Origin of the sequence: Sphingomonas cellulosilytica (assembly GCF_052321755.1) — a bacterium.
Classification (GTDB): domain Bacteria; phylum Pseudomonadota; class Alphaproteobacteria; order Sphingomonadales; family Sphingomonadaceae; genus Sphingomonas.
The window spans coordinates 1-25,926 of record NZ_JBQRTT010000012.1; the positions used below are offsets into that span (position 1 = coordinate 1).

Genomic DNA, 25,926 nt, shown 5'->3' on the forward strand with positions numbered 1-25,926 from the left:
TCCGGGGCGATATCCTCCAGCGACTGCACGACCTTGGTGCCGTGCGGGCCACTCACCGCCTCAAGCTGCGCGATACCGCGCCGGTAACGAGCGTCATCCACGGCGGCTTGCCCCGCTGCTGGCGCGCCCGTGAACGGCAGCGCAGCGGTCGCCGTTATCACCGACCTTCGATCCATCATGTGCCGTGCTTTCCATGTCTGCCTCCATGTCGAAGTAGTGCGCGATTTTCACGTCGAGCGTCGCGATCAGCTCGCCCAGCTCCGCCCGCCGTGCGGCCAGCGCGGCGCGATGCGCTTCCAGCATCCCGCGCCGTGCCGGCACTGTGGCGGTGCCCTGTTCCCGAAGCCGGCTGTATGCGAGCCGATCGCGCATCGGCATGTCCATCGCCTGTAGCTTGCGAAGGAACGACGCCCAGGCGAGGTCGTCCATGCCATAGCTTCTTCGCCCGCCACGATCGCGGACGCTATGCGGCAGCAGGCCGACCTTCTCGTAGTAGCGGATCGTATCGGGTGTCAGGCCGCTATGCGCGGCAAATTCGCTAATCTTCACGGCTGCGGCCTCCTCGGGGAGGGCAGCTACCTCTTGGAGCGCGCTCCAGGTCAAGACCGGATAAACGATATTCCCATTTCAGCATCCCAATGGGAATGCCCCGGCCGTCTTAATCGCCGTTCCCAATTTGGAAAGCGGGTTAACCGGTCAGCCAACCCACTCGATCGTTATTGGCGCTTCGATGCCGAGAGCGTTGTGAACGGGGCAAGCGTGAGCAGCCGCTTCCAGCTTGCGACGTTGTTTGTCGTCAAACGTTCCCGGAACGCTCACGACCACTGCCATATGAGCGATTCTGCGAGGCGCGTTCGCCATTTCTTTAGCCACTGTTGCAGTCGCTCCGGCGATATCAACGTCCATTGATTGCGCAGCGATACCCATGATGCTTAGGGCCCAAACCCAATCAGCATCTTGAGGGGTGGCAGTTTTCCTGATTCACTGGCGTGTGGATCAGGAGGAATGAGGCATGGCGCTGTTCTGGTTGTCGGATGAAGCGTGGGCGGCGATCGAGCCGCATCTGCCGAAGAACCAGCCCGGAGCCCGGCGGGTAGATGATCGGCGGGTGATCTCAGGGATCGTGCATGTGCTGAAGGTCGGCTGCCGCTGGTGCGACTGCCCGGCGGATTACGGGCCATCCACGACGATCTACAACCGGTTCAACCGCTGGTCGCGCCGTGGCTTCTGGCTCAAGCTGCTCGACGCGCTGGCGGATGCTGGCGTGGTCGCGAAGAGCACCGCGATCGACAGCACTTACATCAAGGCGCAACGCGCGGCGTTCGGTGGAAAAGGGGGCGCCAGATCCAGGCGATCGGTCGCTCGCGCGGTGGCTGGACCACCAAGGTCCACGCACTCACCGATGTCATCGGTCGTCCCTATGCCCTGATGCTGACGGCCGGCAATGTCAGCGACGTGAAGGCAGCGCCCGCGCTTCTCGAACGGGCTGGTCGAATGCGTTACCTGTTGGCCGACAAGGGCTACGATGCCGACCGGCTGCGCCGTTCGCTCCGTGATGCCGGAGCCGTTCCCGTCATTCCCGGACGGCGAAACCGCAAACGCTCGATCCGATACGACAAAGACAGATACCGCGGCCGCCACTTGATCGAGAACGCCTTCTGCCGTCTCAAGGACTTCCGCCGTGTCGCTACCCGCTACGACAAGCTCGCCGCCAACTTCCTCTCAGGCGTCGCCATCGCAACCGCGCTCGCCTTCTGGCTCTGATTGAGTCTCAGCCCTAGGCAGCGTGGACAGATTTGAGCCAGTATCTGGCGGTGGCGAGGTGGACCATGCCGAGGAAGCTGCTGGCGAGTTGGTCGTAGCGGGTGGCAATGGCACGATTGATCTTCAGGTGGCCGAACATGCGTTCGATGCGGTTACGCTGCTTGTAGAGCGTCCTGTCGTGTTCGATCTTCACCCGGCGGTTTGAGCGGCCTGGGATGACCGGCTCGATGTTCCGCTTTGCAAGGTCGGCACGGATCGCGTCGGCGTCGTAGCCTTTGTCGGCAAGGAGAGCATCCGGCGTGCGCTCCGGCAGAACGATTAAGGCGGCATACGCCTTGCAGTCTGCTGCTTCGCCGCCGGTTAGGTGGAAGGCGAGCGGTCGGCCGAGGGCATCGGCCAGGCAGTGAAGCTTACTGGTGAACCCGCCCCGCGAGCGGCCAAGAGCGCGTCGACAAGCCCCCTTTTCCGCCCGCTGCCGAGACGTGGGCGCGAACGGTGGTGCTGTCGATGCTATAATGGCCGGTGTCCGCCATGATCTCGGCGAGCGTTATCGCCACGATCTCCCAGACTCCGGCTTGGCTCCATCGCCGAAAGCGGCGGTAGATGGTGTTCCAACTGCCGTATTTAGACGGCACATCGCGCCACGGAGCACCGCATCGTAGCCGCCAGAGTATGCCGTTGATGATCGAGCGGTTCTGTTCGGGGGGGCGGCCTCGGCTCCGGTTCTTGCGGTCGATCGGCAGCAGGTCCTTCAGGATGCGCCATTCCGCCTCGGTAAGATCGCCCCGGCTCAAGCCCGCCTCCAAAAAGCAGGCTTGAATCAATCTCCTCCAACGGCGTCAACCGCGTTTCAAGGTAATGCCGCTTGTTATGCCAAAGCAGCCTGCTTATTCAAATGCTGAACGAATATGAGGGTACCGTGAAGGCGGCATTTTGGCGCTTTGCGCACAATCATTATCAGACAAAAAAGCCACTGCTTCTGGCCGAAGCAGCCTTGTTTGTTTGGTTCACCTTCTTTGCCCTCATCTACGGTAGCGCCGTTCTGGCCGGATGGTTGCCAACAATCATCGAGACCGTGGTGGGCGTGATGCTCGTGCTCGGCCCACTGGCTCTTGGATTGATGCACAGACGCATCCGCATTGAGGCCGCGAAAGGGCCTGACGCCCTCTACCGCAAACGCATCGCGGCTAATAGATAACACTGAGACCCACGTCATACAGGGCAAACGATTTGTCCACGCCGCCTAGGATGCAGCCGCCCAGCGAAACGGAGAGCAAGTCGCTTGGAGAAAAGCCTTCGCCTAAACCGTGGTTGTCTTTTGGCGCATCCGTAACAAGGATGGCGCCAGACTCGTCATGTTTGGCTCGGCAACGTAGGTTTCCCTCATAGACTACTACCGTATCGCTCATTGGTTTTGCCGTTTGCTAGACTAGCCCGGTCCCCCGCGATGCGAGAGCCGCATATCAGAACATGGCGCATTCCCGAAACTCGATGGTGAAATGGGAAAGCGGTAGCTTCACGCTCCGCTTCATCGCGCTTTTTGGCTGATGAAGAGTCCGCTTTCCTTCCCGACCTCAAGGATGCCATTTCCTGCCCGGAAAGCTTCCGCGATGGCCTCCCGAAAAGCAGCAAGTTGCGCCTCGTCTGCCCTGTCACCAGGCGGATAAGAGGTGAGAGCTAAGAATACGTCTTCTGGCTCCGTCACTCGTAGGATTGCCGGATGCTCCGTCATGCTCACGTTGCCAAACTCGGCCTGCATAGATCGCTCGGCCTCGGCATATCCAAAGGCAGCGCCGGCCGGGTCAAACGGTTCGCTACCGAACACGGTCGTCAGACTATACAGTTCGCGCCTGTTACCTGCGCCGTTTGTCGTCACAGCAAGAAATCCGCCGGGCTTCAAAACGCGGCGCATCTCCGCGAGTCCCTTTGATGGGTCTGGAAGATGATAAAGCATGTGCATAGCTATAAGGGCGTCAAAGGACTCATCCTCGAAAGGAAGGTCAGTCGCATCGGCCTGTCTGCCGGCAACCGATGCGAACGGCAGTGACTGGCACCGGTCAACAGCTTCTTGAACCATGCCTGGCGATGAATCTGAAAGGGTGAGTTTTAGATTTTCGGGTAGTTCGCTCGCGGCGGACGCCCAAAACCAGCCTGGGCCGCATCCAACGTCGAGGATACTATTGCCAGCATTAAGAGGGAGTTGCTTCGCCACCCAGGGAAACCAGTCTATCTCGGCGACGGTATAATTGTTATGCAGGCGAGCGCGAGCGGCTAGCTTCTGACTGTCGCTATACTGCTCCAAATTACCGGAAGTAATTGACGACATTACAGATTATCCTCTGCAAGTTTATCCTACATTCGTGACCACAGGCCGAATAATTGGTCAGAGCAGAGGTGGCAAGCCGTTGCCACGCTAGCCCATTGCAATGGCTGAAGGACCGGGCTTTCCCAATTGGGAACCTGTAACGGGAATCCGGCCGTGCCGATCGCGCTGACGGCCACCTGCGGGTTCCGTTTTCCCGAAATCTGTTCCCGAATGCATTTTCCCGAAACCGCCACGTGATCACGGAGAAACGGGAAAGCCGCAACCGCCCCAGGTGGCGCGTTTCGGAAAGGCGATCGGCACGGTGAGCGGCCAAGATCGACCACGCCGCGATCGGTGGCTCAGCCGCTGCGAAGACCCACAATCGGTCGTTCGCGGTCATTCTTCAGCTTCCCAGCTTCTGCCATCCATTCATGTTGGTAGCAGAGGGGGCGCTGAACCTTGCCCCGCTGCGCCGCTGCCCCGCCAGCTTTCCTTGAAAGGACGGTGTTCTGGGGACGAGTTGACGGACAATCCCAACATCGGGGGGTTCACCCGCGATACGGGGGTGGTCCCATCCACCGTGCTCCCCAAAAAGGCGACATCTATATGCCAGCGCTATGCGATTAGCCGGGATCGCTCTCGAAATTAAACGCGACATGGGCCTAATCGCGCATCCCTGAAGGTGGTCGTCACGTGACGATCGCTCCGCAAGGGGTGCAAGAATGAAGGTGTTTAAAGCAGTCGTCGCAGTTGCGGTTCTTGGGCTGCCGGTTGCGGCTCAGGCGCAATCGACGCCCGAGAACAAGGCGGAAGCAGCGGCCGAGGCGGCACCGCCGCCCGCGCTTACCGTCAGCGGGTCGGTCGCCATTGCCTCGGATTATCGCTTCCGCGGCGTGTCGCAGTCCGACCAGAAAATGGCTGTTCAAGGCGGGATCACGATTGCGCACGAGAGCGGGCTCTATGTCGGCACATGGGCGTCCAATCTCGCGGGCTGGGGTACGTTCGGCGGCGCGAATATGGAACTCGACCTGATCGGCGGCTACAAGCTGCCGGTCGGCGGTGGCACGCTGGACGTCGGGCTGACCTGGTACATGTATCCGGGCGGCGCGGATAAGACCGATTTCGCCGAATCCTATGCCAAGCTGACCGGCACTGCCGGGCCGGCAACCTTAACGGCCGGCGTTGCCTATGCGCCCAAGCAGCAGGCGATCGGCAAGTGGTACACCACCGGCACCGATGCGGCGAACGGCGCCTACACCAATCCCGGCGCGAAGGACGACAACCTCTATCTGTGGGGTGATGGTGCCGCGGCGATTCCGGGCACGCCGTTCACGGCGAAGGCGCACGTCGGCCATAGCTGGGGGCAGAATGGCCTGGGTCCGAACGCGACCGCAGTCTCCCCGACGGGCAAATACTGGGATTGGTCGCTCGGCGCCGATGCCACGTACAAGAACCTGACCTTCAACGTCAGCTACGTCGACATCGACATCTCGAACCGGGAGGCGACATACCTCCGCCCCAGCTTCAGCAAGGGCCAGGACGGCACCGGCAACATCGCCGGCAGCACCGTCGTGGTTACGCTGACGGCTGCCTTCTGATCATCGGAGGATAGCAATGCAGGACCTGCTCTGGATCGCGATCATCATCGGGCTGTTCGCGCTCACCCTTGCCTATGCCCGTCTGTGCGACAACGCGTGAGGGAGGCTCGGCCATGACGCTCGATCTCTGGCTGGCGGCGCTGACCGCGATCGGCCTTCTCGTCTATCTCGTGGCGGTGCTGATCCGCCCCGAACGCTTCTGAGGGGGCGATATCATGACACTCCAGGGCTGGTTCCTGATCCTGCTCTTCGTCGGCATTCTGCTGGCGCTCACCAAGCCCGTCGGGCTGTGGCTCCATGCGCTCTATGAGGGTCGGCGGACGCCGTTGCACGTCGTGCTCGGTCCCGTCGAGCGTGGCTTCTACAAGCTCGCGGGCATCGACCCGAATGCCGACCAGGGATGGCGCCGGTATGCCATTCACATGCTGCTGTTCAACGTGACATTGCTGATCCTGACCTATGCGGTTCTCCGGCTCCAGGGTGTGCTGCCGGGCAACCCGCAGGGTCTGGCTGGCCTCTCGCCGGACCTCGCGTTCAACACGGCGGTCAGCTTCACCACCAACACCAATTGGCAGAGCTATGGTGGCGAAAGCACCATGTCGAACCTCAGCCAGATGCTGGGGCTGACGATCCACAATTTCCTGTCGGCCGCGACCGGGATCGCGCTGGCGTTCGCGCTATTCCGCGGGTTTGCGCGGCGCGAGGCGAAGGCGATCGGCAACTTCTGGGCCGACGTGACGCGGATCACGCTCTACCTGCTGCTGCCGATCTGCATCGTCTACACGGTGTTCCTGATCGCGAGCGGCGTGCCGCAGACGATGGACGCCACGATCGGCATCCGGACGCTGGAGGGCGCCGCGCAGACGCTCGTCACCGGCCCAGTCGCGAGCCAGGAAGCAATCAAGATGCTCGGCACCAATGGTGGCGGCTTCTTCAACGCCAATTCGGCGCACCCGTTCGAGAATCCGACCGCGCTGACCAACCTCGTCCAGATGCTGTCGATCTTCGTCATCGGTTTCGGCTTGACGTGGACCTTCGGCGAGGCGGTCGGCAACACGCGCCAGGGCTGGGCGATCCTCAGCGCCATGGTGATCCTGTTCCTCGCCGGCGTCACCGTCACCTACTGGCAGGAAGCGGCGGGCAACCCGATCCTCCAAAATCTGGGCGTCGCGGGCGGCAACATGGAGGGCAAGGAGGTGCGCTTCGGCATCGCCGCCAGCGCGCTGTTCTCGGTCGTCACCACCGCCGCGTCGTGCGGTGCGGTCAATGCCATGCACGACAGCTTTACCGCGCTGGGCGGCATGATCCCGCTGTTCAACATCCAACTGGGCGAGGTCGTGATCGGCGGCGTGGGCGCGGGCATCTACGGCTTCCTGCTGTTCGCCATCCTCGCGGTGTTCGTCGCCGGGCTGATGGTCGGCCGCACGCCCGAATATGTCGGCAAGAAGATCGAGAGCCGCGAGGTAAAGCTCGCGGTGCTGGCGATCGCGGTGCTGCCGCTCGTCATTCTCGGTTTCACGTCGCTGTCGTCGGTCCTGCAGCAGGGTCTGGCCGGGCCGCTCAACAAGGGGCCGCATGGCTTCTCCGAGATCCTCTATGCCTTAACCAGCGCGGTCGGGAACAACGGTTCGGCCTTTGCGGGTCTGACCGCCAATACGCCCTACTATAACGGCCTGCTGGGCGTCGCGATGTGGTTCGGCCGCTTCTTCGTGATCGTGCCGATGCTGGCGATCGCCGGTAGCCTCGCTGCCAAGAAGTACACGCCGGAAAGCGCGGGCTCATTCCCGACGACCGGTGGCCTGTGGGTCGGCCTGCTGGTCGGCATCGTGCTGATCCTGGGCGGCCTCACCTTCCTGCCGAGCCTCGCGCTCGGTCCCATCGCCGATCATCTCGCGATGATCCGCGGCCAGCTGTTCTGACGGGGGCCATCATGGCAAAAGCCCAATCCAAAAGCCTGTTCACGGCCGACCTGGTTGTGCCCGCGATCAAGGCATCGTTCCTGAAACTCGACCCACGCGAGTTGGTCCGCAACCCGGTCATGTTCGTGACTGCGGCGGTGGCTGCGCTGATGACGGTCCTGCTCGTCATCGGTCACGACGACCTGACGTTCGCGTTCAAGGCGCAGCTGGCGGCCTGGCTGTGGCTGACGGTGCTATTCGGCACGTTCGCCGAGGCTCTGGCCGAAGGCCGCGGCAAGGCGCAGGCGGCCAGCTTGCGTGCTACCAAGGCGGAACTGGTCGCCAAGCGGCTGAAGGGTGACGGACGCCAGTATGACGACGTGCCCGCCAGCCAGCTCAAGGTCGGCGATATCGTGCTCGTCGAAGCGAACGACCTGATCCCGTCCGACGGCGAGGTCGTCTCGGGCGTCGCGTCGGTCAACGAAGCCGCCATCACCGGCGAGTCCGCACCGGTGATCCGCGAGGCGGGCGGCGACCGTTCGGCGGTAACCGCGGGCACGCGCGTCATCTCCGACGAGATCCGCGTCAAGGTGACGGTGGAGCTGGGCAAGGGCTTCCTCGACCGGATGATCGCGCTGGTCGAGGGCGCCGAGCGGCAGAAGACCCCGAACGAGGTCGCACTGACGATCCTGCTCGTCGGTCTGACGATCATCTTCCTGATCGCGGTCGGCACGATCCCAGGCTTTGCGTCGTACGCGGGCGGCAGCATCCCGGTCGCGATCCTCGCGGCGCTGCTCATCACGCTCATCCCGACGACGATCGCGGCGTTGCTGTCGGCGATCGGCATCGCGGGCATGGACCGGCTGGTGCGCTTCAATGTGCTGGCCAAGTCGGGCCGCGCGGTCGAGGCGGCGGGCGACGTCGACGTGCTGCTGCTCGACAAGACCGGCACCATCACCATCGGCGACCGGCAGGCCAGTGAGTTCCGCAGCGTTGGCGGCACCAGCGACGCCGAGCTTGCGGAAGCCGCGCTGCTCGCCAGCCTAGCCGACGAAACGCCCGAGGGCCGCTCTATCGTCGTGCTCGCACACGATAAGTTCAACCTGCAGCGGCCGATGCCGCAGGGGGCGGAGGTCATTCCGTTCACCGCGCAGACCCGCGTCTCGGGTCTCCGCTTCGGCGACACGCTGATCCAGAAGGGCGCTGTGGACGCGATCCTGAAAGCGAACGAAGGATCGGGTGCGACCGCCGCGGCAACCGAAATGCGCCGCATGACCGACGAGATCGCGCGGGCCGGCGGTACGCCGCTGGCAGTGGCGAAGGAAGGGCGGCTGCTCGGCGCAATCTTTCTCAAGGACGTGGTGAAGGCAGGCATCCGCGAGCGCTTCGGCGAGCTGCGGACGATGGGCATTCGGACGGTCATGATTACCGGCGACAACCCGCTGACGGCAGCGGCGATCGCAGCGGAAGCTGGCGTGGACGACTTCCTCGCCCAAGCGACGCCCGAGGATAAGCTGGAGCTGATCCGCAAGGAGCAGACGGGCGGCAAGCTGGTCGCGATGTGCGGCGACGGTACCAACGACGCACCTGCCCTGGCGCAGGCCGATGTCGGCGTCGCGATGAACACCGGCACGCAGGCGGCGCGCGAGGCGGGCAATATGGTCGACCTCGACAGCGACCCGACCAAGCTGATCGAGGTCGTTGGGCTCGGCAAGCAACTGCTGATGACGCGCGGTGCGCTGACGACCTTCTCGGTCGCTAACGACGTGGCGAAGTATTTCGCGATCATCCCGGCGATGTTCGTCGCGCTCTATCCGGGCCTCGGCGTGCTCAACGTCATGGGGCTGGCGACGCCGCAATCGGCGATCCTGAGCGCGATCATCTTCAACGCGATCATCATCCCGCTGCTGGTGCCGCTGGCGCTGAGGGGCGTAGCCTACAAGCCGATGGCGGCGGGTCCGCTGCTGGCGCGCAACCTGGCCATCTACGGCCTCGGCGGCCTGCTCGCCCCGTTTATCGGCATCAAGATCATCGACCTCGTGGTCGGCGGCCTCGGCCTCGCGTAAAGGACCTGCAACATGGGTAAAGACTTTTCCTCCGCACTGCGGCCGGCGATCGTCATGACGATCCTGTTCGCAGCCCTTCTCGGCATCGCCTATCCGCTGGCGATGACCGGCATCGGCCAGGCGATCTTCCCGGCGCAGGCCAATGGCAGCCTCGTACGCGATGCCGGTGGCCGGGTGATCGGGTCGGGCGTGGTGGGTCAGACGTTCTCTAGCGCCCGCTACTTCCAGACGCGCCCCTCCGCCGCCGGTAAGGGCTATGACGGGCTCGCTTCCTCCGGCTCGAACCTCGGCCCGACCGCACAGGCGCTGGTGGATCGCGTGAAACCGGACGTGGATAAGCGCCGCGCCGAAGGCGTGACCAGAGCGGTGCCCGCCGACCTCGTCACCGCCAGCGGCTCGGGCCTGGATCCCGATCTGTCGCCCGCCGCGGCGCTTGCGCAGGCATCGCGCGTCGCCCGGGTCCGCGGCCTGCCGGTCGAGCGTGTCCGCGGCCTCGTGACGGCAACCACGAAGACGTCGCTGCTCGGCGACCCCCATGTCAACGTCCTCGCGCTCAACCGCGCACTCGACGCCACCGGACGCTGATGCCGGATACGGCGCGCCCCGATCCCGACGCCCTCCTGCGCGCCGCCGCGCAGGAGGGTCGCGGGCGCCTCAAGATCTTCCTCGGCGCCGCCCCCGGTGTCGGCAAGACGTACGAGATGCTCTCGGAAGGCGCCGCGCGGCGACGCGACGGCGTCGATGTCGTCATCGGGGTGGTCGAGACGCACGGCCGCGCCGACACGGAGGCCCTGATCCGCGGGCATGAAATCATCCCGCGCCGCGATGCGCCCTATGAGGGCCGGACGCTGCACGAAATGGACCTCGATTCCATCCTGCATCGCGCGCCGCGGCTCGTGCTGGTCGACGAGCTGGCGCACACCAATGCGCCCGGTAGCCGCCACCTCAAGCGGTATCAGGATGTCGAGGAACTGCTCGCGGCGGGGATCGACGTCTATTCGACCATCAACATCCAGCACGTCGAGAGCTTGAACGACGTCGTCGCGAGCTTCACGCGCGTCCGCGTGCGCGAGACGGTGCCCGACAGCATCCTCGAAGCGGCAGAGATCGAGGTCGTCGACATCCCGCCCGACGAGCTGATCGAACGGCTGAAGGCCGGCAAGGTCTATCTGCCCGCCGAGGCGACCCGCGCGCTCGGCCATTTCTTCTCCAAATCCAATCTGTCGGCGTTGCGCGAACTGGCGCTGCGCCGCGCCGCGCAGGCGGTCGATGCACGGATGCTGGACGATGTACGCGCGCTGGGGCTCGGCGGTACATGGGCGGGCAGTGACCGTATCGTCGTGGCGATCAGCGAGTTGCCGGGATGCGACGCGCTGGTGCGCGCCGCCAAGCGTGTCGCCGACGGTCTGCGCGGCCCATGGACCGCCGTCTTCATCGAGACGCCGCGCGCCGCCCATTTCACCGACGAACAGCATGCCCGCGTCGCCGCGACGATGACGCTCGCCACGCAACTCGGCGGCGCGGTGGCGACGGTTCCCGCCGAGAACGTCGTGTCCGGCATCAAGGCGGTGCTGGTCGATCTGCGCGCCACGCAGCTGGTACTCGGCAAGTCGAACCGGTCGCGCTGGTTCGAGTTCTGGCACGGCTCGGTCGTCGACAAGCTGGTACGCGACACACCCGACGTCACGGTTCACGTCCTGCCAATGCCGGCTGCACGGCCGTCGGGGCAGCGCATTCGCACACGCCCGGGACGATGGGGCTCCCCCGCGGGCTATGCGGTGACGACCGCGCTGGTCGCGGCTGTCAGCGGCGCCGCGAGCGCCCTGTTCCAAATCCTCGATCTCGGCAATGTGGCGCTTCTCTATCTACTGCCGGTCATGGCTGCGGCCAGTTTCTTCGGCTTACGCACGGGCCTCTATGCCGGGATCGCCTCCAGTCTCGCCTATAATTTCTTCTTCCTGCCGCCGACCGGCACGCTGACGATCAGCAATCCCGAGAACGTCGTGTCGGTGCTCGTGCTGTTGGGGATCGCGATCGCGACCAGTCAGCTGACGGCACGCGTGAGAGCGCAGGCCGATCTCGCCACCGCCAGTGCGCGCACAAACGCCATCCTTGCGGGGTTCCTGACACAGATCGCTAGCGTCAACGACGCCTACGTCGCCGCGCAGATGATCTGCGATGACGTCTGCAGGCTGCTGGACGTGCAGGTGGTGCTGCTTGGCCGGACGGACGGCTCCGAACTCGAGATACTGGCCGCCAGTGATTCCGCCTACCGCCTCGACACGATGGACAATGCTGCCGCCAGCTGGGCGTTCGACACCGGCAGCCCTGCCGGCAAGGGTTCCGGCACGCTTGCCGCGTCGGAGTGGCTGTTCCAGCCCATGAAGGCGGGCGACCGGGTGCTCGGCGTGCTGGGTGTCGCCAGCGACAAAGTCGGCAGCCCGGTGCGTGCCGATCAGTTGCCGCTGCTCAGCAGCCTGATCGACCAGGCGTCACTCGTCCTCGAACGCCTGCGTCTCCAGATCGAGATGCAGGACGTGGAAACGGTCCGCACGCGCGACCGGCTGCGGGCCGCCCTGCTATCCTCAGTCAGTCACGACCTGCGCACCCCGCTGACCGCGGTGATCGCCGCAGCCGCGCAGCTCCGCCACGGTACCACACCCGATCTGATCGGGACGATCGAGAGCGAGGCGCAGCGGCTCAACCGCTTCGTCGCCAACCTGCTGGACATGGCGCGGGTCGAAGCGGGCGCGCTGAAACTCAATGTCGAGGCGACGGACCTGAGCGACGCGGTGACGGGCGCGGCGCACGATGCCCGGCGGGCGCTGGAGGGGCATGACGTGCGCCTCGATGTGCCGCCCGACCTGCCGCTGGTGCGCGCCGACCCGCAGTTGCTCCACCACTGCCTGCTCAACCTGCTCGACAATGCCGGGCGCTATGGCGAGCCCGGCACGGCAATCGTGATTGAGGGTCGTCACCGCTTCGGCGAACTGCGTCTCGCCGTGCTCGACCACGGCCCCGGCCTGCCGCCGGGCCGTGAAAGCGAGGTGTTCGAGACCTTCAAGCGGCTCGAAGGCTCCGATCGCGCGATCGGCGGCACCGGCCTCGGCCTTGCGATCGTCAAGGCCTTCGCCGAGGCGATGGGGATGAGTGTCGAAGCCGCCAATCGACCCGACGGCAAGGGTGCCGCCTTCACGCTTGTCTTCTCCGCCCCCCTCATCGTCCGCGAACCCGCCACCGAAAGCACCTACTGAGATGCCCGCCAAGATCCTCGTCGTGGATGACGACGCGGCGATCCGCCGCCTCCTGCGCAATACGTTGCTGCGCGCCGGCTATGCCGTCGTCGAGGCGAACGACGCGAAGGATGCGCTGCGCCAGACGGCGCTCGAGCATCCCGACGCGATCCTTCTCGACCTCGGTCTGCCCGACCGCGATGGCCTCAGCCTCATACCGCAGTTCCAGGCTAAGGGGGCCGTCGCCATCCTCGTGGTCTCGGCCCGCGAAGCCGTCGACGAGAAGGTTGCCGCGCTTGATCTCGGTGCGGCCGACTTCGTGACGAAGCCATTCGACACCGACGAGCTGCTCGCGCGTCTGCGGGTCGCCCTGCGTCATCTGAGGGCATCTGAGACGACGCAGAAGATCGTACCGCGAGCGAATCTCAGCATCGATCTAGATCGAAGACTCGTCTGCCGTGACAGCGCGGAAGTTCACCTGACCCGCAAGGAATACGATGTCCTCGCCGCTCTTGCGAAATACGCCGGACGCGTGGTCACGCACGACCGCCTGCTCGACACATGCTGGGGCGCAGACGAGGATCCGCGCGTCGAGTATTTACGAATCGTCATTCGTAATCTCCGCCAGAAGCTGGAGGCGCCAGAACCGGTAGGCAGCATCATCGCCAACGAACTGGGGGTAGGCTATCGGCTCCGCGTCGACCCTTGATGATGACGAGTCAATCAGTGGACCGACCGCCTCGGTATGGATCGTTATAATTACGAGCTCGCAGCCCATTGAGCCGGTGCTAGCCGGTACGCCAAGAACCTGGTCAGCTTTCTGTGGGTCATGCAGCCGATCCAATGACCCAATCCCGGCCGTTCGCGACATATTTATCGCGTCCCAGCTGCGGTCATTCGTTCATCTCGATTGCTACTGCTCGTCCAATTCTAAGGACGAACCGATGACGATGCGGACTGTGCAAGCAGCCACTGAGGTCGCCCCAGGCGCCATCGTCCACACATCTATAGTATCAGAGACCGAGTAGGCGCCGGTATTCCGCTTCGGCGAACCCGTAGGTGTCGCCGGCGAGCCTCAGCAGCCGCTCGCGATCACGCACGATCACGCGCCCGCGCACGGACCGGACGGCCTCATACTCTTCGAGCTTGTGTAGTGCGTCGGTCACGCTGCTACGACGGGCGACGAGCATGAGCCTGAACTTCTCGTGCGTCATGCAGATGTCGTCCTCCTGCACACGATCGTGGTAGAGCAGGATCCATCGCACCATCCGGCGCTCGATCGAATGCGCGAGCGACGAGACGATCGTCCTGGACATCTGGGTCATGACTACATCGACGAAATGAAGCAGGACGGTTTGGATCGCGGGACGTTCGGCCAGTATCTCTTTCAACACCGCAGCCGACAGCCGCATCGCCGTGGCGTGTTCAGCCCTCATCACCACGTCATGCGACCAGCGCCCGTTGCCGAGCAGCTGCTGCCAGCCGATGAACCCCTCACTCCCGACCAGCGCTACCGCGTAGCGGCGGTCACCCTCAAGCGAGTCGAGTATCGCGGCGATCCCGGTCAACGGGAAGCAGATGCTGTCAGCCGCATCGCCGGCGCGCGCAATCATGTCGCCGTTGTGGAACGGCACCAGTTCCAGATGCGGCGCGAGGGCGGCACGGTCAGCGCCGTCAAAAGACGCAACAGTGCATTCGCCTCACACGACAGTGCATTTGGCCTGTACGTACCATCCGCCGTTGAAGCCGATCATCCATGCCGCCGCTCATACTCCCGAACCTCGCTGCTCAAGCCTTGCGTCTACTTTCGTACCGAAACGCTGCAGGTCGCCCGATGTTTTAGAAACGAATAGTTACAGGAGGGACCATTGCGCAAAACCATTCGAACGCTGATCGCCGCGTCGACCGCGATCGCAGCCGTTCCAGCTCTGGCCCAGTCGGCACGCTCGACTACCGCCCCTCCCCCGCCACCGCCGCCCGCGACATCCGTGCAGCCCCCGAAGGCCGCACCCGACATGCAGTCGGTCTTGGACGCGCTCGCATCGTTCGGCGGCCAGCCGATCGAGACGCTCACGCCTGCGGAAGCCCGCATGCAGCCCTCGGCCTCGGACGGCGCCAAGGCAGCGATGCAGAAGAAGGGTATGTCGATCGCGCCCGATCCTTCGGTCACGACGCAGGACCTGCCGTACGGCAGCGACCCCAAGCAGTTCGCGCGCATCTACAAGCCTGCCGGTACACCCGCCGGTGGAAAGCCCATGCCGGTAATCGTCTACTATCATGGCGGCGGCTGGGTTATCGCCGACGTCGACACCTACGACGCTGCGCCGCGTGCCATGGCCAAGGCGCTCAACGCGATCGTCGTCTCTGTCGAGTACCGCCATGCACCCGAATTCAAGTTCCCCGCGCAGCATGACGATGCGGCCGCGGCCTATCGCTGGACGCTGCAGAATGCGGCAAGCTGGGGTGGTGACCCTGCCCGGATTGCCACGGTCGGCGAAAGCGCCGGCGGCAACCTTGCGGTCGCGACCGCAATCTACGCGCGTGACAACGGCCTGACGGTGCCGCGGCACATCGTCTCGGTCTATCCGATCGCGAACAGCAGCATGACGCTGCCCTCGCGGAAGGATTCGGCGAACGCGAAGCCGCTCAATGCCGCGATGCTGCCGTGGTTCGGCTATTACTACCAGACGAGCAAGGCGGATGCGCAGGATCCGCGCCTGAACCTAGTCGCGGCGAACCTGCGCGGGCTCCCGCCGACGACAATCATCAACGCGCAGATCGATCCGCTGCGCTCGGACGGCGAGACGTTGGCGGCCGCGATGCGGGCGGCCGGCGATAAGGTCGAGCAGAAGACTTATCCAGGCGTGACGCATGAGTTCTTCGGCATGGCCAAGGTCGTGAACGGCGCCAAGCAGGCGAACGACCTGGCGGTTGCTCGGCTGCGCGCAGCGTTCGCAGCCCCTGCGCCCCGGCGCTGAGCGTATGGAGCGGCGGCCCGTCGGTCGCCGCCTCTCCTCTATTCGATAGGATCTGCGACTATGACCCAAGCACCAGTCCGCTACTCCACCGACGTCGAGGACGTGAAGCCGGAAGAAGCCGAGACGATCGCGGAGCTCAACCAGACGTTCGACAAGATCCTCGAGACGACAGCGGAGGATTACGGTCACGCGGTCCGTTCGGTCCACGCCAAGGCGCACGGCTTCCTTGAGGGGGTGCTGACCGTCCATGACGGGCTTCCCCCCGAGCTGGCCCAAGGCGTGTTTGCCACTCCGGGCGAGCACAAGGTTGTCATGCGCTTCTCGACCAACGCGGGCGACATCCTGCCGGACACCATCAGCCTGCCACGCGGTCTGGCGCTGAAGGTCATGGACGTCGAAGGCGAACGCCTGCCCGGCGCAGACGGACAGACGCAGGACTTCGTCATGGTCAATGGCCCGGTCTTCCAGAACAAGACCGCCGACCAGTTCCTCGGCAACCTGAAGCTCCTGGCCGGCACAACCGACAAGGTCGAGGGCACCAAGGAGGCGATGTCGAAAGTGCTGCGCGGCGTGAACACCGTGCTGAGCGCGGTCGGTATCGAGAGCCCGAAGGTACAGACGCTCGGCGGCGCACCCAACTCCGATCCGCTCGGCGAAACCTACTTCAGCGTCACACCCTTCCGCTATGGCGACTACGTCGCCAAGTTCGCGGTGTTCCCGGTGTCCAAGAGTCTGACCGATCAGACGGGTACGACGATCGATGCCAGCACCCGTCCCGATGCGCTGCGCAACGTAATTCGGTCAGAGGCTCAGGTGCTCGAGATGGAGTGGGAGGTGCGGGTCCAGCTCTGCCGCGACCTCGGCGAACAGCCTGTCGAGGATCCGACCGTCGAATGGAAGCAGGACGATGCGCCCTTTCAGACTGTGGCGACCATCCGAGCGGACAAGCAGGACAGCCTGAGCGAGGACAAGGTCCAGCGGATCAACGAGGAGATGCGCTTCTCGATCTGGACCGGGCTTGCCGCACACCGTCCGCTCGGGAACATCAACCGGGCACGCAACGAGACTTATCGCCACTCCGCCGACTTCCGGGCTCGCGTGAACGGCTGCCCCTACCACGAGCCTTCTGGCGGTCGTGCCTGACCGGCGAAGGTGGCGTGCGACCCGTCGACGCTCGACGTTGGCAGATCGTCGCGGAGATTAACAGCGCGCTGGCCGTTCTAAGCGTGATCCTGTCGGCGCATCCAAAGCATTGATGGAGCGGCAGAGTCCACCACGCGACGCAAAAGGTTGCACCGCCAGGAGGCTAACAAATGCCGATGATTACCACTGGCGACCTGAACATGGAGGTGTCGCTTTACGGCGCGGAGGAAGGGCAGCCCTTGCTCCTCATGCACGGCTGGCCGGATGATGCGTCGACGTGGGATCAGGTGGCACCCGCTCTGGCCGCGGAAGGGTTCCGCGTCATCGTCCCGACGTTGCGTGGGTTCGGCGCCACGCGCTTCCTCAACGACGACGCCCCGCGGACCGGCAACAGCGCGATGCTCGCGATCGACATGATCGCGCTGCTCGACGCGCTCGGCATCGACCGCTTCATGGTCGCCGGGCACGACTGGGGATCGAACACCGCCGAAGCGCTTGCGGTAGGCTGGCCAGAGCGGGTGGAGCGGATGGCGATGCTGTCGACCCCTCCCCGCCTCGGCGGCATGCCGACACCGCCTTTCGAGCAGACGCAGCGGCAATGGTATCACTGGTTCATGGCGATTGCGCGCGGGGCGGAGGCGGTGCGTGCAGACCGGCGCGGGTTCACCCACCTGCATTGGGTCAACTGGTCGCCACCGGCATGGTTCGACGAGGCCACGTTCGACCGTGTCGCCCAGTCGTTCGACAACCCCGACTGGGTCGACGTGACGCTCCACAGCTATCGTGCGCGCTGGGGCGAGGCGGAACCTGATCCACGAAGCTCTTGGCTGGAGCACAAGGTCAAGGCGACCACGACGTTGTCTCTGCCAACGCTCTACATCCACGGCGATGCCGATGGCGTGAATCCGCCTTCGACCGCGGGGGACGTGCGAGCAAAGTTTGCCGGACCGTTCGCGCGCATCACCATGGTCGCGGTCGGTCACTTTCCGCAGCGCGAGAACCCGCAAGCGGTGGTGCGCCACCTCCTTACCCTCTTCGCTGGCGACCCCGCCGCGCTCACCGATACGATCGACAGGAGCCTGACCATGAAGAAAGCCGCCCCCTATGCCGCCGGGATCGCCGCCATCGGCCTGGTTGCCGCTGCCGCAGCCGGCGTTGCCCACGCGCAAGGGCGCAGCGCGCAGCTGACCCAGGTGGCGCAGTTCGACCATCAGGCGACCGGCGTCGCCGTGACCGAGGATGGCCGGCGCTTCGTCAACTTCCCGCGCTGGACCGATGACGCGCCCATCTCCGTTGCCGAGGTAATGAAGGACGGATCCTTACGCCCCTATCCCGACGCCAAGTGGAACAGCTGGCGCAACGCCCGAGCCAACGAGCTGCCGGTCGGCGACTATTTCGTCTGCGTGCAGTCGATCGTGCCCGATGGCCATGGCAACCTCTGGGTGCTGGATCCTGGCGCGCCCGGAAACGAGAAGATCCTCGAAGGCGCCCCCAAGCTCGTCCGCATCGATCTGTCATCGAACACGGTGACGAAGACAATTCTGGTTCCCGGCGACGTCGCGCTGCAGGGCACCTATTTCAACGACATCCGCTTCTCACCCGATGGCAAGACCGGTTATATCACCGACAGCGGCACACGCGGCGCGATCATCGTTGTCGAGTTGGAGAGCGGCAAGAGCCACCGCGCCCTCGATGGGCACGCCTCGACGCAGATCGACAAGACGGTGAAGGTCACGCTCGATGGCAAGCCGCTCGTCCGCCCCGACGGTCGCCAGCCTGCCTTCGCCGCCGATGGCATCGCGATCTCCAAGGACGGCAAGACGCTCTACTATCAGGCCCTGACCGGCAAGACGCTGTACTCAATTGATACCGCCAAGCTGCGATCCGACGTCAGCGAGGCCGACAGGGCGGCAGCCGTAAAGACGGTCGCGCAGACCCACGTTGCCGACGGCCTGTGGATGAGCAAGGCAGGCGTGCTCTATCTGACGTCGCCGACCGACTATGCGATCAAGCGGCTGAACGGCGCATCCGTCGAGACGGTGCTGACCGACCGCCGGCTGCGCTGGCCCGACACCTTCTCCGAAGGGCGCGACGGGACGATGTACGTCACCGCCAGCCATATCCAGGACACCAACTGGTTCACACCCGGCGCACCGCCGTCGATCAAGACGCAGCTGTTCTCCTTCGCGCCCGCCAAGTGATCGGACATCCCATGACCTATTTGCGCTATTCGCCCGGCATCGAAACACCAGAGCCCGACGAACAGGAGAGCATCGACGGCATCATCCAGGGGATGACCCAGGAGAGCCAGACCGTCGAGAAGCGCGACCTGCACGCGGTACGAGCGAGCCATGCCAAGAGCACGGCATGCGTAGTCGGCAAGCTCATCGTTGCGCCTGGGTTGCCGCCCGAACTCGCACAGGGCCTTTTCGCGGAACCAGGCACGTTCGATGTCGCCGTCCGCTTCGCGCAAGGGCCCGGTGAAAGGCTCGGCGACCGCGTTTCGACCCATCGCGGCATGTCGATCAAGGTCTTCGGCGCAGAGGGCGCGAAGCTGCCCGGCCATGACGCGCCGACGCAGGACTTCGTCCTCGCCAGCGGCACGACCTTCCCGGCGGGGACCGCCGCGGGCTTCCTCTCCCAGGCCAAGAAGATTGGGCTGACGGTGCCCATGCCTGAAGGGGTGAAGAGCGCAGCCGCTTCTGTCGCCCGCAACATCAACAAGGTGCTGAACGCCGTCGGTGCGGGTCCGAGCCCGACACTGGACTTTTATGGCCACCCCTTCAGCCACCCGCTGGTCGAGGCATATTTCAGCCAGTGCCCGATCCGCTTCGGCGACCACGTCGCCAAGATCGGGGTCTTTCCCGTCGCGCCCGAGCAGAAGGCGCTCGCCGATTGGCGGCTCGACCCGCATCAGGACGAGGATGGCTTCCGCCATGCCGCGGTGGATTACTTCGAGAGCAAGGATGCGGTGTTCGAGCTTCGGGCGCAATTGTGGACCGATGCCGAGACCCAGCCCATTGAGGACACCTCCGTCGACTGGCCGACGAACGAAAGTGCGTACCGCACCGTCGCCACGATCCGACTGCCGCGGCAATCGGCCTATGGTCCCGACCGCGTCCGCTACTTCGATGAGGTGATGACGTTCCGCCCGGCTCACAGCCTTGAGGTCCATCGCCCGCTGGGCGGCGTGATGCGCGCGCGCATCCAGGTCTACCAGGCGCTCAGCGACTTCCGCCACCGCGAAAACGGCATCGCGGCCGCCAACACCCATAACATTCAGGACATTCCGGCCTGAGCTGGAACGCCAGTGCTGATCAGAGTGAGACGACGATCATAAAGCTGCAAGACACCCACCACGTTCAGGCGGAGAATGCATGATGGCGCGCTTTTCCAACGAGGTCGTCGTCATCACCGGTGCCGCCTCCGGGATCGGTGAGGGCGGGGCGCGCCGCTTCGCCGAGGAAGGCGCGACGCTAGTGCTGGGCGACATCGACAAGGGCGCGCTCGACAAGCTGGCGAGCGAGCTTGGCGGTACGGTCGAAGCGCGCGAAACCGACGTGTCGGACCGCGGGGCATGCGAGGCACTGGTTCAGGCTGCGGTCGATCGCTTCGGTCGGATTGACGTGCTGGTCAACGACGCCGGCGTTGATCATCTCGGCAAGGTCGACAAGGGCGACTTCGCCGAATTCACCAAGGTGATCGAGACCGACCTGTACGGCGTCGTGCACATGAGCCGCGCCGCGATCGCGCACTTGCGCCAGTCCAAGGGCTGCATCGTCAACGTGTCGTCGGTGTCCGGTCTGGGCGGCGACTGGAACCATAGCTTCTACTGCGCGGCGAAGGGCGCGGTGAGCAACTTCACCCGTGCGCTAGCGATGGACGAGGCGAACCACGGCGTCCGCGTCAACGCGGTCAACTCTTCGCTCACCTACACTGCGCTGACCGCGGCCATGAAGGAACAGCCTGAGCTCATCGCCAAGTTCGAAGAACGCATGCCGTTGGGCCGCGGTGCCGAGCCCGCCGACATCTCGGGGGCGATCGCATTCCTGGCGAGCGACGACGCGCATTTCGTGACGGGCGTGAACCTGCCGGTCGATGGCGGCCTTACTGCCTCAAATGGGCAACCGCCGCTGTCGTGATGAACGTGGGGCGGGCCCTTGCGCCCGCCCACTATTTCGGGTTTGCCCCTGTCGCCGACGCCAAATTCATGACGGGTCAATTATCCAAAGCCGACAGAGCTTAGATCGCAGTAATTTTGACCCACAAGTGGACGTTCGGTCCGCTCTTCCCGCTTCCCAGAAGCGGACGCTCGTTCATCGCGGCCCCCGACGGCGGCTGTGCGCATCAATTTTGCTAATTCGGACAACGAACCGGCGATGGCGAAAGCAGTCGTTTAGGCGGCTCGGAACCGAGTGCGATAATCGATACTTCACAAAAACACTGAGCTGAAAGTGGCGTTGGGTCAGGTTCAGGCAGCGTCGGTTGCTTCAACCATGGCGCGAACCCGCTTCATGCCCTCGTCCGGATTGGCGTAGACGCCCTCGCTCCTGATGATCGCGCCATCCGGCTTGAAGGCCACCAACCGGGCCAGTTCGAGCGGATCGTCCGACGGCACCAGAGCGCCGAACGCCGGATCGCTGCTTGGCCCGACCGCCGCGACGAAGTGCTGGTCCACGATGCGCTTGGTGGTTTGGTATTCCATGAAGTAGCCGAGCGAGAAGTCGAGCTTGCTGAGCGTAGGGTGGTCGGCATCGAAGACGACGGCAAACACCGGCAGGCCCCGCTCGGCCGCCTCAGCGCGCGCGACGTCCAAATCGTCATGGGGTGGTCGGAGGAAGAAGCGGTTTGCGCTGTGATGCGGATCCGGTGCCGGGCGCGATGGGAACGCGGCCGCCTGCGACGCCTGCATCCAGCGGTTGAACGATCGCGGCATGTAGCGCGCCGCGAGAACGCGCCCACGAGGGTTCTCCAGCAGCTTGCGCTCTATGACGTCGGAGTCGAATTGGAGGTATTCGAACGTCGGCCGGAGAGCGCTAAGAGTCTGGCCGAGCCCGCTGCTTGGCAGCGTCGAATAGAACGCCACGAAGCCTTGGCAGCGGTGGGTGCCGAGCCGGTCGCGCAGGTTCTGCTCGTCGCCGGGCATAACGGACAAGCCCGAGTGGGCCTTGTGCTTGCAGCTGACCAGCCAGCGCACGACGTTGGTTCCGCCAGGCCCAAGCCGTTCCTCCTCGACGATGAGGTCGCGTCCCCCGTCGGCGCCGCGGTCCGGGTGCTCCACGATCTTGAATCCCTCCGCCACGAGGAGTTCGCGGGCGAACAGCTCGAAGCTGTCCCGGTCGGGGCCGCCCTGCGCGGGCGCGATCTCGGTGAAGTCCAATGCAGCCATGGACGAACATATGGAGCACCGTTGGCGGTTCTTCCATTCCGCGGTTGCGGCTTGCTCAGCCGATGCCAGCGCCGCCATCGTAGCGAATGTCTGCTTCACGACGATTACAACCTTGAGCTGTCTGTCCGCAATCGGCCAACTTCCAGCCAATCGGCATGCGGGATGCCAGGATGGCAGCTACTGGGCCGCTTACGGACCGTCCGCTTCTCGGCGAAAATCAGAAACGTTGGACTTTCGTCATTCCCTACGCGTAACCAATCCAATCCGAATAGCAGCTAGGCTTTCATGTCGGTCGACGGCCTTCAACTCCGATTGGCTGCACGAGCTTAGAGGGCATCAAGATCGAAATCCGGCGTGAAATAATCGGCAATTATTTTGAGATGCGAGCCCGGGATGCCGAGGTCGGCCGTCATCCTTTTCACCACCGGATCCGGGTTGGGATCGATGATCGTGATCTTTGGGATGGTTAGGCGTCGCGAAAAGGCGCGGTGAAAAAGCTTTTCGCTCTGAATATCCGTCTTCGGAAATGAGTAACCGATAATCACTATTTCATCAGCCGCCGTGAGCGCGTTTTCCGCTTTTGACCACAGTGTTTTGAACAAGCCACCGAAGAATTCGTAGCTTTTGCTTTTCACCGGAGGAATGATAAGCGGCATTGATGGGAGGCCCGCATCTGAGGCGTTGCCGGGCTTCGTCCAAGGGAAGTTGGGCGAAAGACCAACTATGGTATAGCCGTCAGGCGGCGCCCGTCCGGGGAAATCCAGATTTGGCGGATAATAGCCATACGCCCATGGTTCATAGCCCGGAATATATCGTCCCTTGAAACAAGCATAGGGCCCGGTCGCTCTTTCGAAAACGCCGAAGGCGCTGGGGTCCAGATCTTGGCCCGGCACGATCATTCCGTGCCCATCGGTTACCGAATAGGCTGTCAGCCAATTCGTCGAGCCGTGCAATTTTAGGAGCAGATTTCCTGTCTTGCCGTCCTCCTTCGGCTTCATCGGTGGGTGCCATCCGTCGTTAAACATCGCCTTGGGGCTAACGCCATATCCCCAATCCGGGCGCCATGCCGTCCGTTCTGCGAGAGCCCGGTCGAGAAGTGTGTCCCAGTTGAAGGTGATGAGCACATCTTCGGGATTTAAGCTGTCGACCAGTTTCATATGCGTCTGTGATGGCGGTCCGTTCTGGATGTCGTTGATTACCGCAGCGAACAGGAACAACAGTTCGTTAAATGCCTTGTAGGGCGTCATTGCGCCGACCAAGCCTTCGCTCTTGAGTTGCGTATCGCGCGCGACCTCGATCTGTGAATGGAGGTCCTCGATATCGATACCTGAACGGAGGTGATCGAATGCGCCTCCCCGTCCGATGCCCAGATCATCTTCTAAGAATACGATGATCGAGCCGATCAGCACCCATGGGTTTGTCGAAAGATCCAGCTTATCGAATATGTCGAAGAAGTCGCGCGCGATAGGCATGCGCTGCCCTGTAGGGCTTTGATCGTAGCTCTTAGAGGCTCCCGCGCCGAGTAAAACAACTCGCATTCTTCTTGCCCCATCCAGTTCCGGCGCGTCGGATTATCAGGCGAAAAGCGACTCTCCAACTGAGCGTTTGAAAATCGCCCGATTGCAATGCCGGAAGTCAAAGAGGGGCCATCCGGCAATCGCCCCCTGCCACATTCTTTGATTTTGTACTGGACCTTTTCCACTGGTCAGTTGCTGCGGCGGGTGCAAAATAAGTGCCGAAATGAGGGTGGGTAGAACAAAAATGAAACATTTATTTCCGGGTTGGGGAAACCTCCCCGATGGCGATGATACCGATGCACGGCCCGTCTGATACCGGCGTAGCCGCATCGCTCGTTCGCCCGCTTACCAGGCGGCGCAAAAAGGATGGAGCGCTGTATGTCCGACCCGCAGAAATCGAGACCGAAATTGCCGCAGCCTATATGCGGCCGCTTGCGAACCTCGCTCAGGACAGTGCGACCGCGAGCGAATGCCTTTTGCACTTCACTCGGCATTTTCGGCCGAACGGGCCGAGCACAAGCTATGACGCCATCGTGAATGTTTTGCTGGATCGGGTCGATCGTCAGGTGCGAGGACGAATGGGCGGTATCCCTGTTCACCGCAGGCGGGACGTTCGCGAGCGTGTTCGCGACGAGTTGCTTGTCCGACTTGTGGGTGGGACCGATGTTCTCGATATTTTCGAATGCCGTTTTGCCATGGCGATTCGCGCGCTCACGATCGACGCCATTCGTCATTTTGGACGCATTGATGGGGCCGAAGTCTCGGCCGAGGGGCTTGTCCGGCCTGATAGCGACGATAGCGCCGAGGATGTCATGGGCGCGATCCTATTCAAGCGCGACGGCGTCCGAATGTCCGAGGCGGAGATAAAGTTGGAGCTAACACGACTGCGACCTCTCCTGACTGAAAAGCAGGCCAAGGCTATGGTCTCTGTCCACTATCTTGGACTCAAGGAAGAATCGATCGATCCGGATGAAGTAACGGCGGCTACGCTCATGGAAATCACTGGGCGAATGGTTCGCGTTCACCTTAAAGCCGCGATCGATACGATCGCCAAACATATGGAGTCGGAGCTATGACCGACCATTCCGAAGAATTGACGATTACCCTGCTAGAGCTGGCTGCGGACAGTGATGCATCGCCCGAAGCGGTGCGACTTGCGATGGCAAAGCATCCGCATCACGCCATGGAGATCGCCGCCTTCGCTCTGGAATGGCATCTCGACCAAGAGACTGATGCGCGGGACGATGTCCCGTTGCCCGGTGCCGACCTAGCGCGACTTTGGCGAGACACTGCTGTTTGCGATCCTTTCGAGGGCAAATCTCCGCAGGAATTGAAGGGTCTTGCCCAGCAGCTCGACCTTCCGATCGCGATCCTAAGGCAAATCTATCGCCGGATGATCGATGCCGCCACGATTCCGCTCATCCTAATCGGGGATATCGCGCGCCATCTACGCGTCGAGACGGGGGCGCTGTTCGGGTATCTGGAACTCGAGCCTTCCTTGGCGAATACCGAGTACCGGTCGAGCCAGCCTCCCCAGGCTCTTGCCAAGATATCCTTCGCAACCGCAGTGCGAATAACGCCGATGAGCGATGAGCTGCGCGAGAAGTGGCTAACGCTGGCAGCATAGGTGGAAAATTTCGATGCCATCAGGCGAGCGGCGGCCGAACTTCGCCTCGAAGTCGACCCAGGCTTTACGGAGCTGCATGCTGCAGAGGTGGTCAAGCGCGCGATCGACCGGTGTGAGCTGACGGTCGAAGAGCTCGGTCCGGATGATCCGGGGCTGGCGGGATCGATCGGCGTTCTGGACCGAACATTCAACCTCGTTTTCGTGAGCAAGGCACTGGAATCCGCGGCGCGAGAGGAAGTGATCGCGCATGAAATCGGACACTTCGTAGTTCACGAGGCACCGCGTCCGACGGTTGCCGCTGACTACAGTAAACCGGGTGCAGGCGACCCGGCCCAGAGAATTGAAGCTTATGGCATCAAGGAGCGTCGTGAAGCGCAGGCCAACGTCTTCGCACGCGAGCTGCTGTTG

At 63.5% G+C, this 25,926-nt stretch carries 23 protein-coding genes and 1 pseudogene; 17 read left to right on the forward strand and 7 right to left on the reverse strand.

From position 1 onward, the window contains the following. Positions 1–93: 93 nt before the first annotated feature. Together ACTZQ5_RS13680 and ACTZQ5_RS13685 are read right to left on the reverse strand one after the other, a co-directional pair. Positions 94–603, reverse strand: coding sequence for a MerR family DNA-binding transcriptional regulator (locus ACTZQ5_RS13680; protein ID WP_443585695.1), 510 nt, complete (start codon positions 601–603; stop codon positions 94–96). A gap of 93 nt (positions 604–696) precedes the next feature. Further along, on the reverse strand, positions 697–906 hold the full coding sequence (locus ACTZQ5_RS13685; RefSeq protein ID WP_443585696.1) for an OsmC family protein: 210 nt from the start codon (positions 904–906) through the stop codon (positions 697–699). Positions 907–1,012: 106 nt separating this feature from the next. On the opposite strand from ACTZQ5_RS13685, the pseudogene ACTZQ5_RS13690 reads away from it, so the two are divergent. Beyond that, a pseudogene (locus ACTZQ5_RS13690) lies at positions 1,013–1,764 on the forward strand (IS5 family transposase). 13 nt (positions 1,765–1,777) lie between these two features. Here ACTZQ5_RS13690 and ACTZQ5_RS13695 read toward each other — a convergent pair. Next, positions 1,778–2,558 (reverse strand): IS5 family transposase gene (locus ACTZQ5_RS13695; protein WP_443585697.1). Its coding sequence is split into 2 segments (ribosomal slippage): positions 1,778–2,213 and positions 2,212–2,558, totalling 783 coding nucleotides; the frame shifts between segments, so codons are not numbered across the junction. Between the two features lie 101 nt (positions 2,559–2,659). On the opposite strand from ACTZQ5_RS13695, the gene ACTZQ5_RS13700 reads away from it, so the two are divergent. Next, positions 2,660–2,962, forward strand: coding sequence for a hypothetical protein (locus ACTZQ5_RS13700; RefSeq protein ID WP_443585698.1), 303 nt, complete (start codon positions 2,660–2,662; stop codon positions 2,960–2,962). 330 nt (positions 2,963–3,292) lie between these two features. Here the strand turns inward: ACTZQ5_RS13700 and ACTZQ5_RS13705 are convergent, their stop codons facing one another. Beyond that, a complete protein-coding gene (locus ACTZQ5_RS13705) occupies positions 3,293–4,090 on the reverse strand; it encodes a class I SAM-dependent methyltransferase (RefSeq protein WP_443585699.1) in 798 nt (265 codons plus the stop codon). A 701-nt stretch (positions 4,091–4,791) separates the two neighbouring features. On the opposite strand from ACTZQ5_RS13705, the gene ACTZQ5_RS13710 reads away from it, so the two are divergent. The 7 genes from ACTZQ5_RS13710 to ACTZQ5_RS13740 all read left to right on the forward strand — a co-directional run bounded on the left by ACTZQ5_RS13710 (position 4,792) and on the right by ACTZQ5_RS13740 (position 13,573). Beyond that, entirely contained in the window at positions 4,792–5,667 is an 876-nt protein-coding gene (locus ACTZQ5_RS13710; RefSeq protein WP_443585700.1) for a TorF family putative porin, read from the forward strand. A gap of 113 nt (positions 5,668–5,780) precedes the next feature. Further along, positions 5,781–5,870, forward strand: a complete 90-nt coding sequence (gene kdpF / locus ACTZQ5_RS13715; RefSeq protein WP_019517694.1) for a K(+)-transporting ATPase subunit F — start codon at positions 5,781–5,783, stop codon at positions 5,868–5,870. A gap of 12 nt (positions 5,871–5,882) precedes the next feature. Next, positions 5,883–7,586: a potassium-transporting ATPase subunit KdpA gene (gene kdpA / locus ACTZQ5_RS13720; RefSeq protein WP_443585701.1), complete on the forward strand. Its 1,704-nt coding sequence runs from the start codon at positions 5,883–5,885 to the stop codon at positions 7,584–7,586. Positions 7,587–7,597: 11 nt separating this feature from the next. Further along, a complete protein-coding gene (gene kdpB, locus ACTZQ5_RS13725; protein WP_443585702.1) occupies positions 7,598–9,631 on the forward strand; it encodes a potassium-transporting ATPase subunit KdpB in 2,034 nt (677 codons plus the stop codon). Between the two features lie 12 nt (positions 9,632–9,643). Beyond that, on the forward strand, positions 9,644–10,216 hold the full coding sequence (gene kdpC, locus ACTZQ5_RS13730) for a potassium-transporting ATPase subunit KdpC (RefSeq protein WP_443585703.1): 573 nt from the start codon (positions 9,644–9,646) through the stop codon (positions 10,214–10,216). Further along, positions 10,216–12,885, forward strand: a complete 2,670-nt coding sequence (locus ACTZQ5_RS13735) for a DUF4118 domain-containing protein (protein ID WP_443585704.1) — start codon at positions 10,216–10,218, stop codon at positions 12,883–12,885. Before kdpC ends, ACTZQ5_RS13735 begins: the two co-directional genes overlap by 1 nt. Position 12,886: 1 nt before the next feature. Further along, entirely contained in the window at positions 12,887–13,573 is a 687-nt protein-coding gene (locus ACTZQ5_RS13740) for a response regulator transcription factor (protein ID WP_443585705.1), read from the forward strand. 304 nt (positions 13,574–13,877) lie between these two features. Here ACTZQ5_RS13740 and ACTZQ5_RS13745 read toward each other — a convergent pair whose 3' ends face one another. Further along, a complete protein-coding gene (locus ACTZQ5_RS13745; RefSeq protein WP_443585706.1) occupies positions 13,878–14,498 on the reverse strand; it encodes a Crp/Fnr family transcriptional regulator in 621 nt (206 codons plus the stop codon). Between the two features lie 381 nt (positions 14,499–14,879). Between ACTZQ5_RS13745 and ACTZQ5_RS13750 the strand changes: the two genes are divergently transcribed. The 5 genes from ACTZQ5_RS13750 (at position 14,880) to budC (ending at position 21,127) form a co-directional block, all read left to right on the forward strand. Then, the gene (locus ACTZQ5_RS13750; RefSeq protein WP_443585707.1) at positions 14,880–15,842 is read left to right on the forward strand and encodes an alpha/beta hydrolase; all 963 of its coding nucleotides are present in this window, start codon (positions 14,880–14,882) and stop codon (positions 15,840–15,842) included. A gap of 60 nt (positions 15,843–15,902) precedes the next feature. Beyond that, positions 15,903–16,985, forward strand: a complete 1,083-nt coding sequence (locus ACTZQ5_RS13755) for a catalase family protein (RefSeq protein WP_443585708.1) — start codon at positions 15,903–15,905, stop codon at positions 16,983–16,985. A gap of 170 nt (positions 16,986–17,155) precedes the next feature. Then, a complete protein-coding gene (locus ACTZQ5_RS13760; protein WP_443585709.1) occupies positions 17,156–19,186 on the forward strand; it encodes an alpha/beta fold hydrolase in 2,031 nt (676 codons plus the stop codon). Positions 19,187–19,197: 11 nt separating this feature from the next. Next, the gene (locus tag ACTZQ5_RS13765) at positions 19,198–20,283 is read left to right on the forward strand and encodes a catalase family protein (protein ID WP_443585710.1); all 1,086 of its coding nucleotides are present in this window, start codon (positions 19,198–19,200) and stop codon (positions 20,281–20,283) included. 82 nt (positions 20,284–20,365) lie between these two features. Continuing rightward, positions 20,366–21,127: a meso-2,3-butanediol dehydrogenase gene (budC, locus tag ACTZQ5_RS13770; RefSeq protein ID WP_443585711.1), complete on the forward strand. Its 762-nt coding sequence runs from the start codon at positions 20,366–20,368 to the stop codon at positions 21,125–21,127. Positions 21,128–21,456: 329 nt separating this feature from the next. Here budC and ACTZQ5_RS13775 read toward each other — a convergent pair whose 3' ends face one another. After that, positions 21,457–22,374, reverse strand: a complete 918-nt coding sequence (locus tag ACTZQ5_RS13775; protein WP_443585712.1) for a restriction endonuclease — start codon at positions 22,372–22,374, stop codon at positions 21,457–21,459. A 326-nt stretch (positions 22,375–22,700) separates the two neighbouring features. After that, entirely contained in the window at positions 22,701–23,846 is a 1,146-nt protein-coding gene (locus tag ACTZQ5_RS13780; protein ID WP_443585713.1) for a hypothetical protein, read from the reverse strand. A gap of 326 nt (positions 23,847–24,172) precedes the next feature. Here ACTZQ5_RS13780 and ACTZQ5_RS13785 point away from each other — a divergent pair, with 326 nt between their 5' ends. From ACTZQ5_RS13785 to ACTZQ5_RS13795, 3 genes are all read left to right on the forward strand, one after another. Continuing rightward, positions 24,173–24,967, forward strand: a complete 795-nt coding sequence (locus ACTZQ5_RS13785; RefSeq protein WP_443585714.1) for a hypothetical protein — start codon at positions 24,173–24,175, stop codon at positions 24,965–24,967. Next, positions 24,964–25,518 (forward strand): hypothetical protein, encoded by a 555-nt coding sequence (locus tag ACTZQ5_RS13790; RefSeq protein ID WP_443585715.1) that lies wholly within the window; start codon positions 24,964–24,966, stop codon positions 25,516–25,518. Before ACTZQ5_RS13785 ends, ACTZQ5_RS13790 begins: the two co-directional genes overlap by 4 nt. Next, positions 25,519–25,926 (forward strand): ImmA/IrrE family metallo-endopeptidase (locus tag ACTZQ5_RS13795; RefSeq protein WP_443585716.1); only part of this gene is annotated, 408 nt, incomplete at its 3' end.

What these genes read in the sequence shown, in the direction of transcription:
- ACTZQ5_RS13685 (WP_443585696.1), bottom strand. Translation starts at nt 906, where the DNA reads ATGGACGTTGATATCGCCGGAGCGACTGCAACAGTGGCTAAAGAAATG.
- ACTZQ5_RS13700 (WP_443585698.1), top strand. Translation starts at nt 2,660, where the DNA reads ATGCTGAACGAATATGAGGGTACCGTGAAGGCGGCATTTTGGCGCTTT.
- ACTZQ5_RS13705 (WP_443585699.1), bottom strand. Translation starts at nt 4,090, where the DNA reads ATGTCGTCAATTACTTCCGGTAATTTGGAGCAGTATAGCGACAGTCAG.
- ACTZQ5_RS13710 (WP_443585700.1), top strand. Translation starts at nt 4,792, where the DNA reads ATGAAGGTGTTTAAAGCAGTCGTCGCAGTTGCGGTTCTTGGGCTGCCG.
- kdpF (WP_019517694.1), top strand. Translation starts at nt 5,781, where the DNA reads ATGACGCTCGATCTCTGGCTGGCGGCGCTGACCGCGATCGGCCTTCTC.
- kdpA (WP_443585701.1), top strand. Translation starts at nt 5,883, where the DNA reads ATGACACTCCAGGGCTGGTTCCTGATCCTGCTCTTCGTCGGCATTCTG.
- kdpB (WP_443585702.1), top strand. Translation starts at nt 7,598, where the DNA reads ATGGCAAAAGCCCAATCCAAAAGCCTGTTCACGGCCGACCTGGTTGTG.
- kdpC (WP_443585703.1), top strand. Translation starts at nt 9,644, where the DNA reads ATGGGTAAAGACTTTTCCTCCGCACTGCGGCCGGCGATCGTCATGACG.
- ACTZQ5_RS13735 (WP_443585704.1), top strand. Translation starts at nt 10,216, where the DNA reads ATGCCGGATACGGCGCGCCCCGATCCCGACGCCCTCCTGCGCGCCGCC.
- ACTZQ5_RS13740 (WP_443585705.1), top strand. Translation starts at nt 12,887, where the DNA reads ATGCCCGCCAAGATCCTCGTCGTGGATGACGACGCGGCGATCCGCCGC.
- ACTZQ5_RS13750 (WP_443585707.1), top strand. Translation starts at nt 14,880, where the DNA reads ATGCAGTCGGTCTTGGACGCGCTCGCATCGTTCGGCGGCCAGCCGATC.
- ACTZQ5_RS13755 (WP_443585708.1), top strand. Translation starts at nt 15,903, where the DNA reads ATGACCCAAGCACCAGTCCGCTACTCCACCGACGTCGAGGACGTGAAG.
- ACTZQ5_RS13760 (WP_443585709.1), top strand. Translation starts at nt 17,156, where the DNA reads ATGCCGATGATTACCACTGGCGACCTGAACATGGAGGTGTCGCTTTAC.
- ACTZQ5_RS13765 (WP_443585710.1), top strand. Translation starts at nt 19,198, where the DNA reads ATGACCTATTTGCGCTATTCGCCCGGCATCGAAACACCAGAGCCCGAC.
- budC (WP_443585711.1), top strand. Translation starts at nt 20,366, where the DNA reads ATGGCGCGCTTTTCCAACGAGGTCGTCGTCATCACCGGTGCCGCCTCC.
- ACTZQ5_RS13775 (WP_443585712.1), bottom strand. Translation starts at nt 22,374, where the DNA reads ATGGCTGCATTGGACTTCACCGAGATCGCGCCCGCGCAGGGCGGCCCC.
- ACTZQ5_RS13780 (WP_443585713.1), bottom strand. Translation starts at nt 23,846, where the DNA reads ATGCCTATCGCGCGCGACTTCTTCGACATATTCGATAAGCTGGATCTT.
- ACTZQ5_RS13785 (WP_443585714.1), top strand. Translation starts at nt 24,173, where the DNA reads ATGGCGATGATACCGATGCACGGCCCGTCTGATACCGGCGTAGCCGCA.
- ACTZQ5_RS13790 (WP_443585715.1), top strand. Translation starts at nt 24,964, where the DNA reads ATGACCGACCATTCCGAAGAATTGACGATTACCCTGCTAGAGCTGGCT.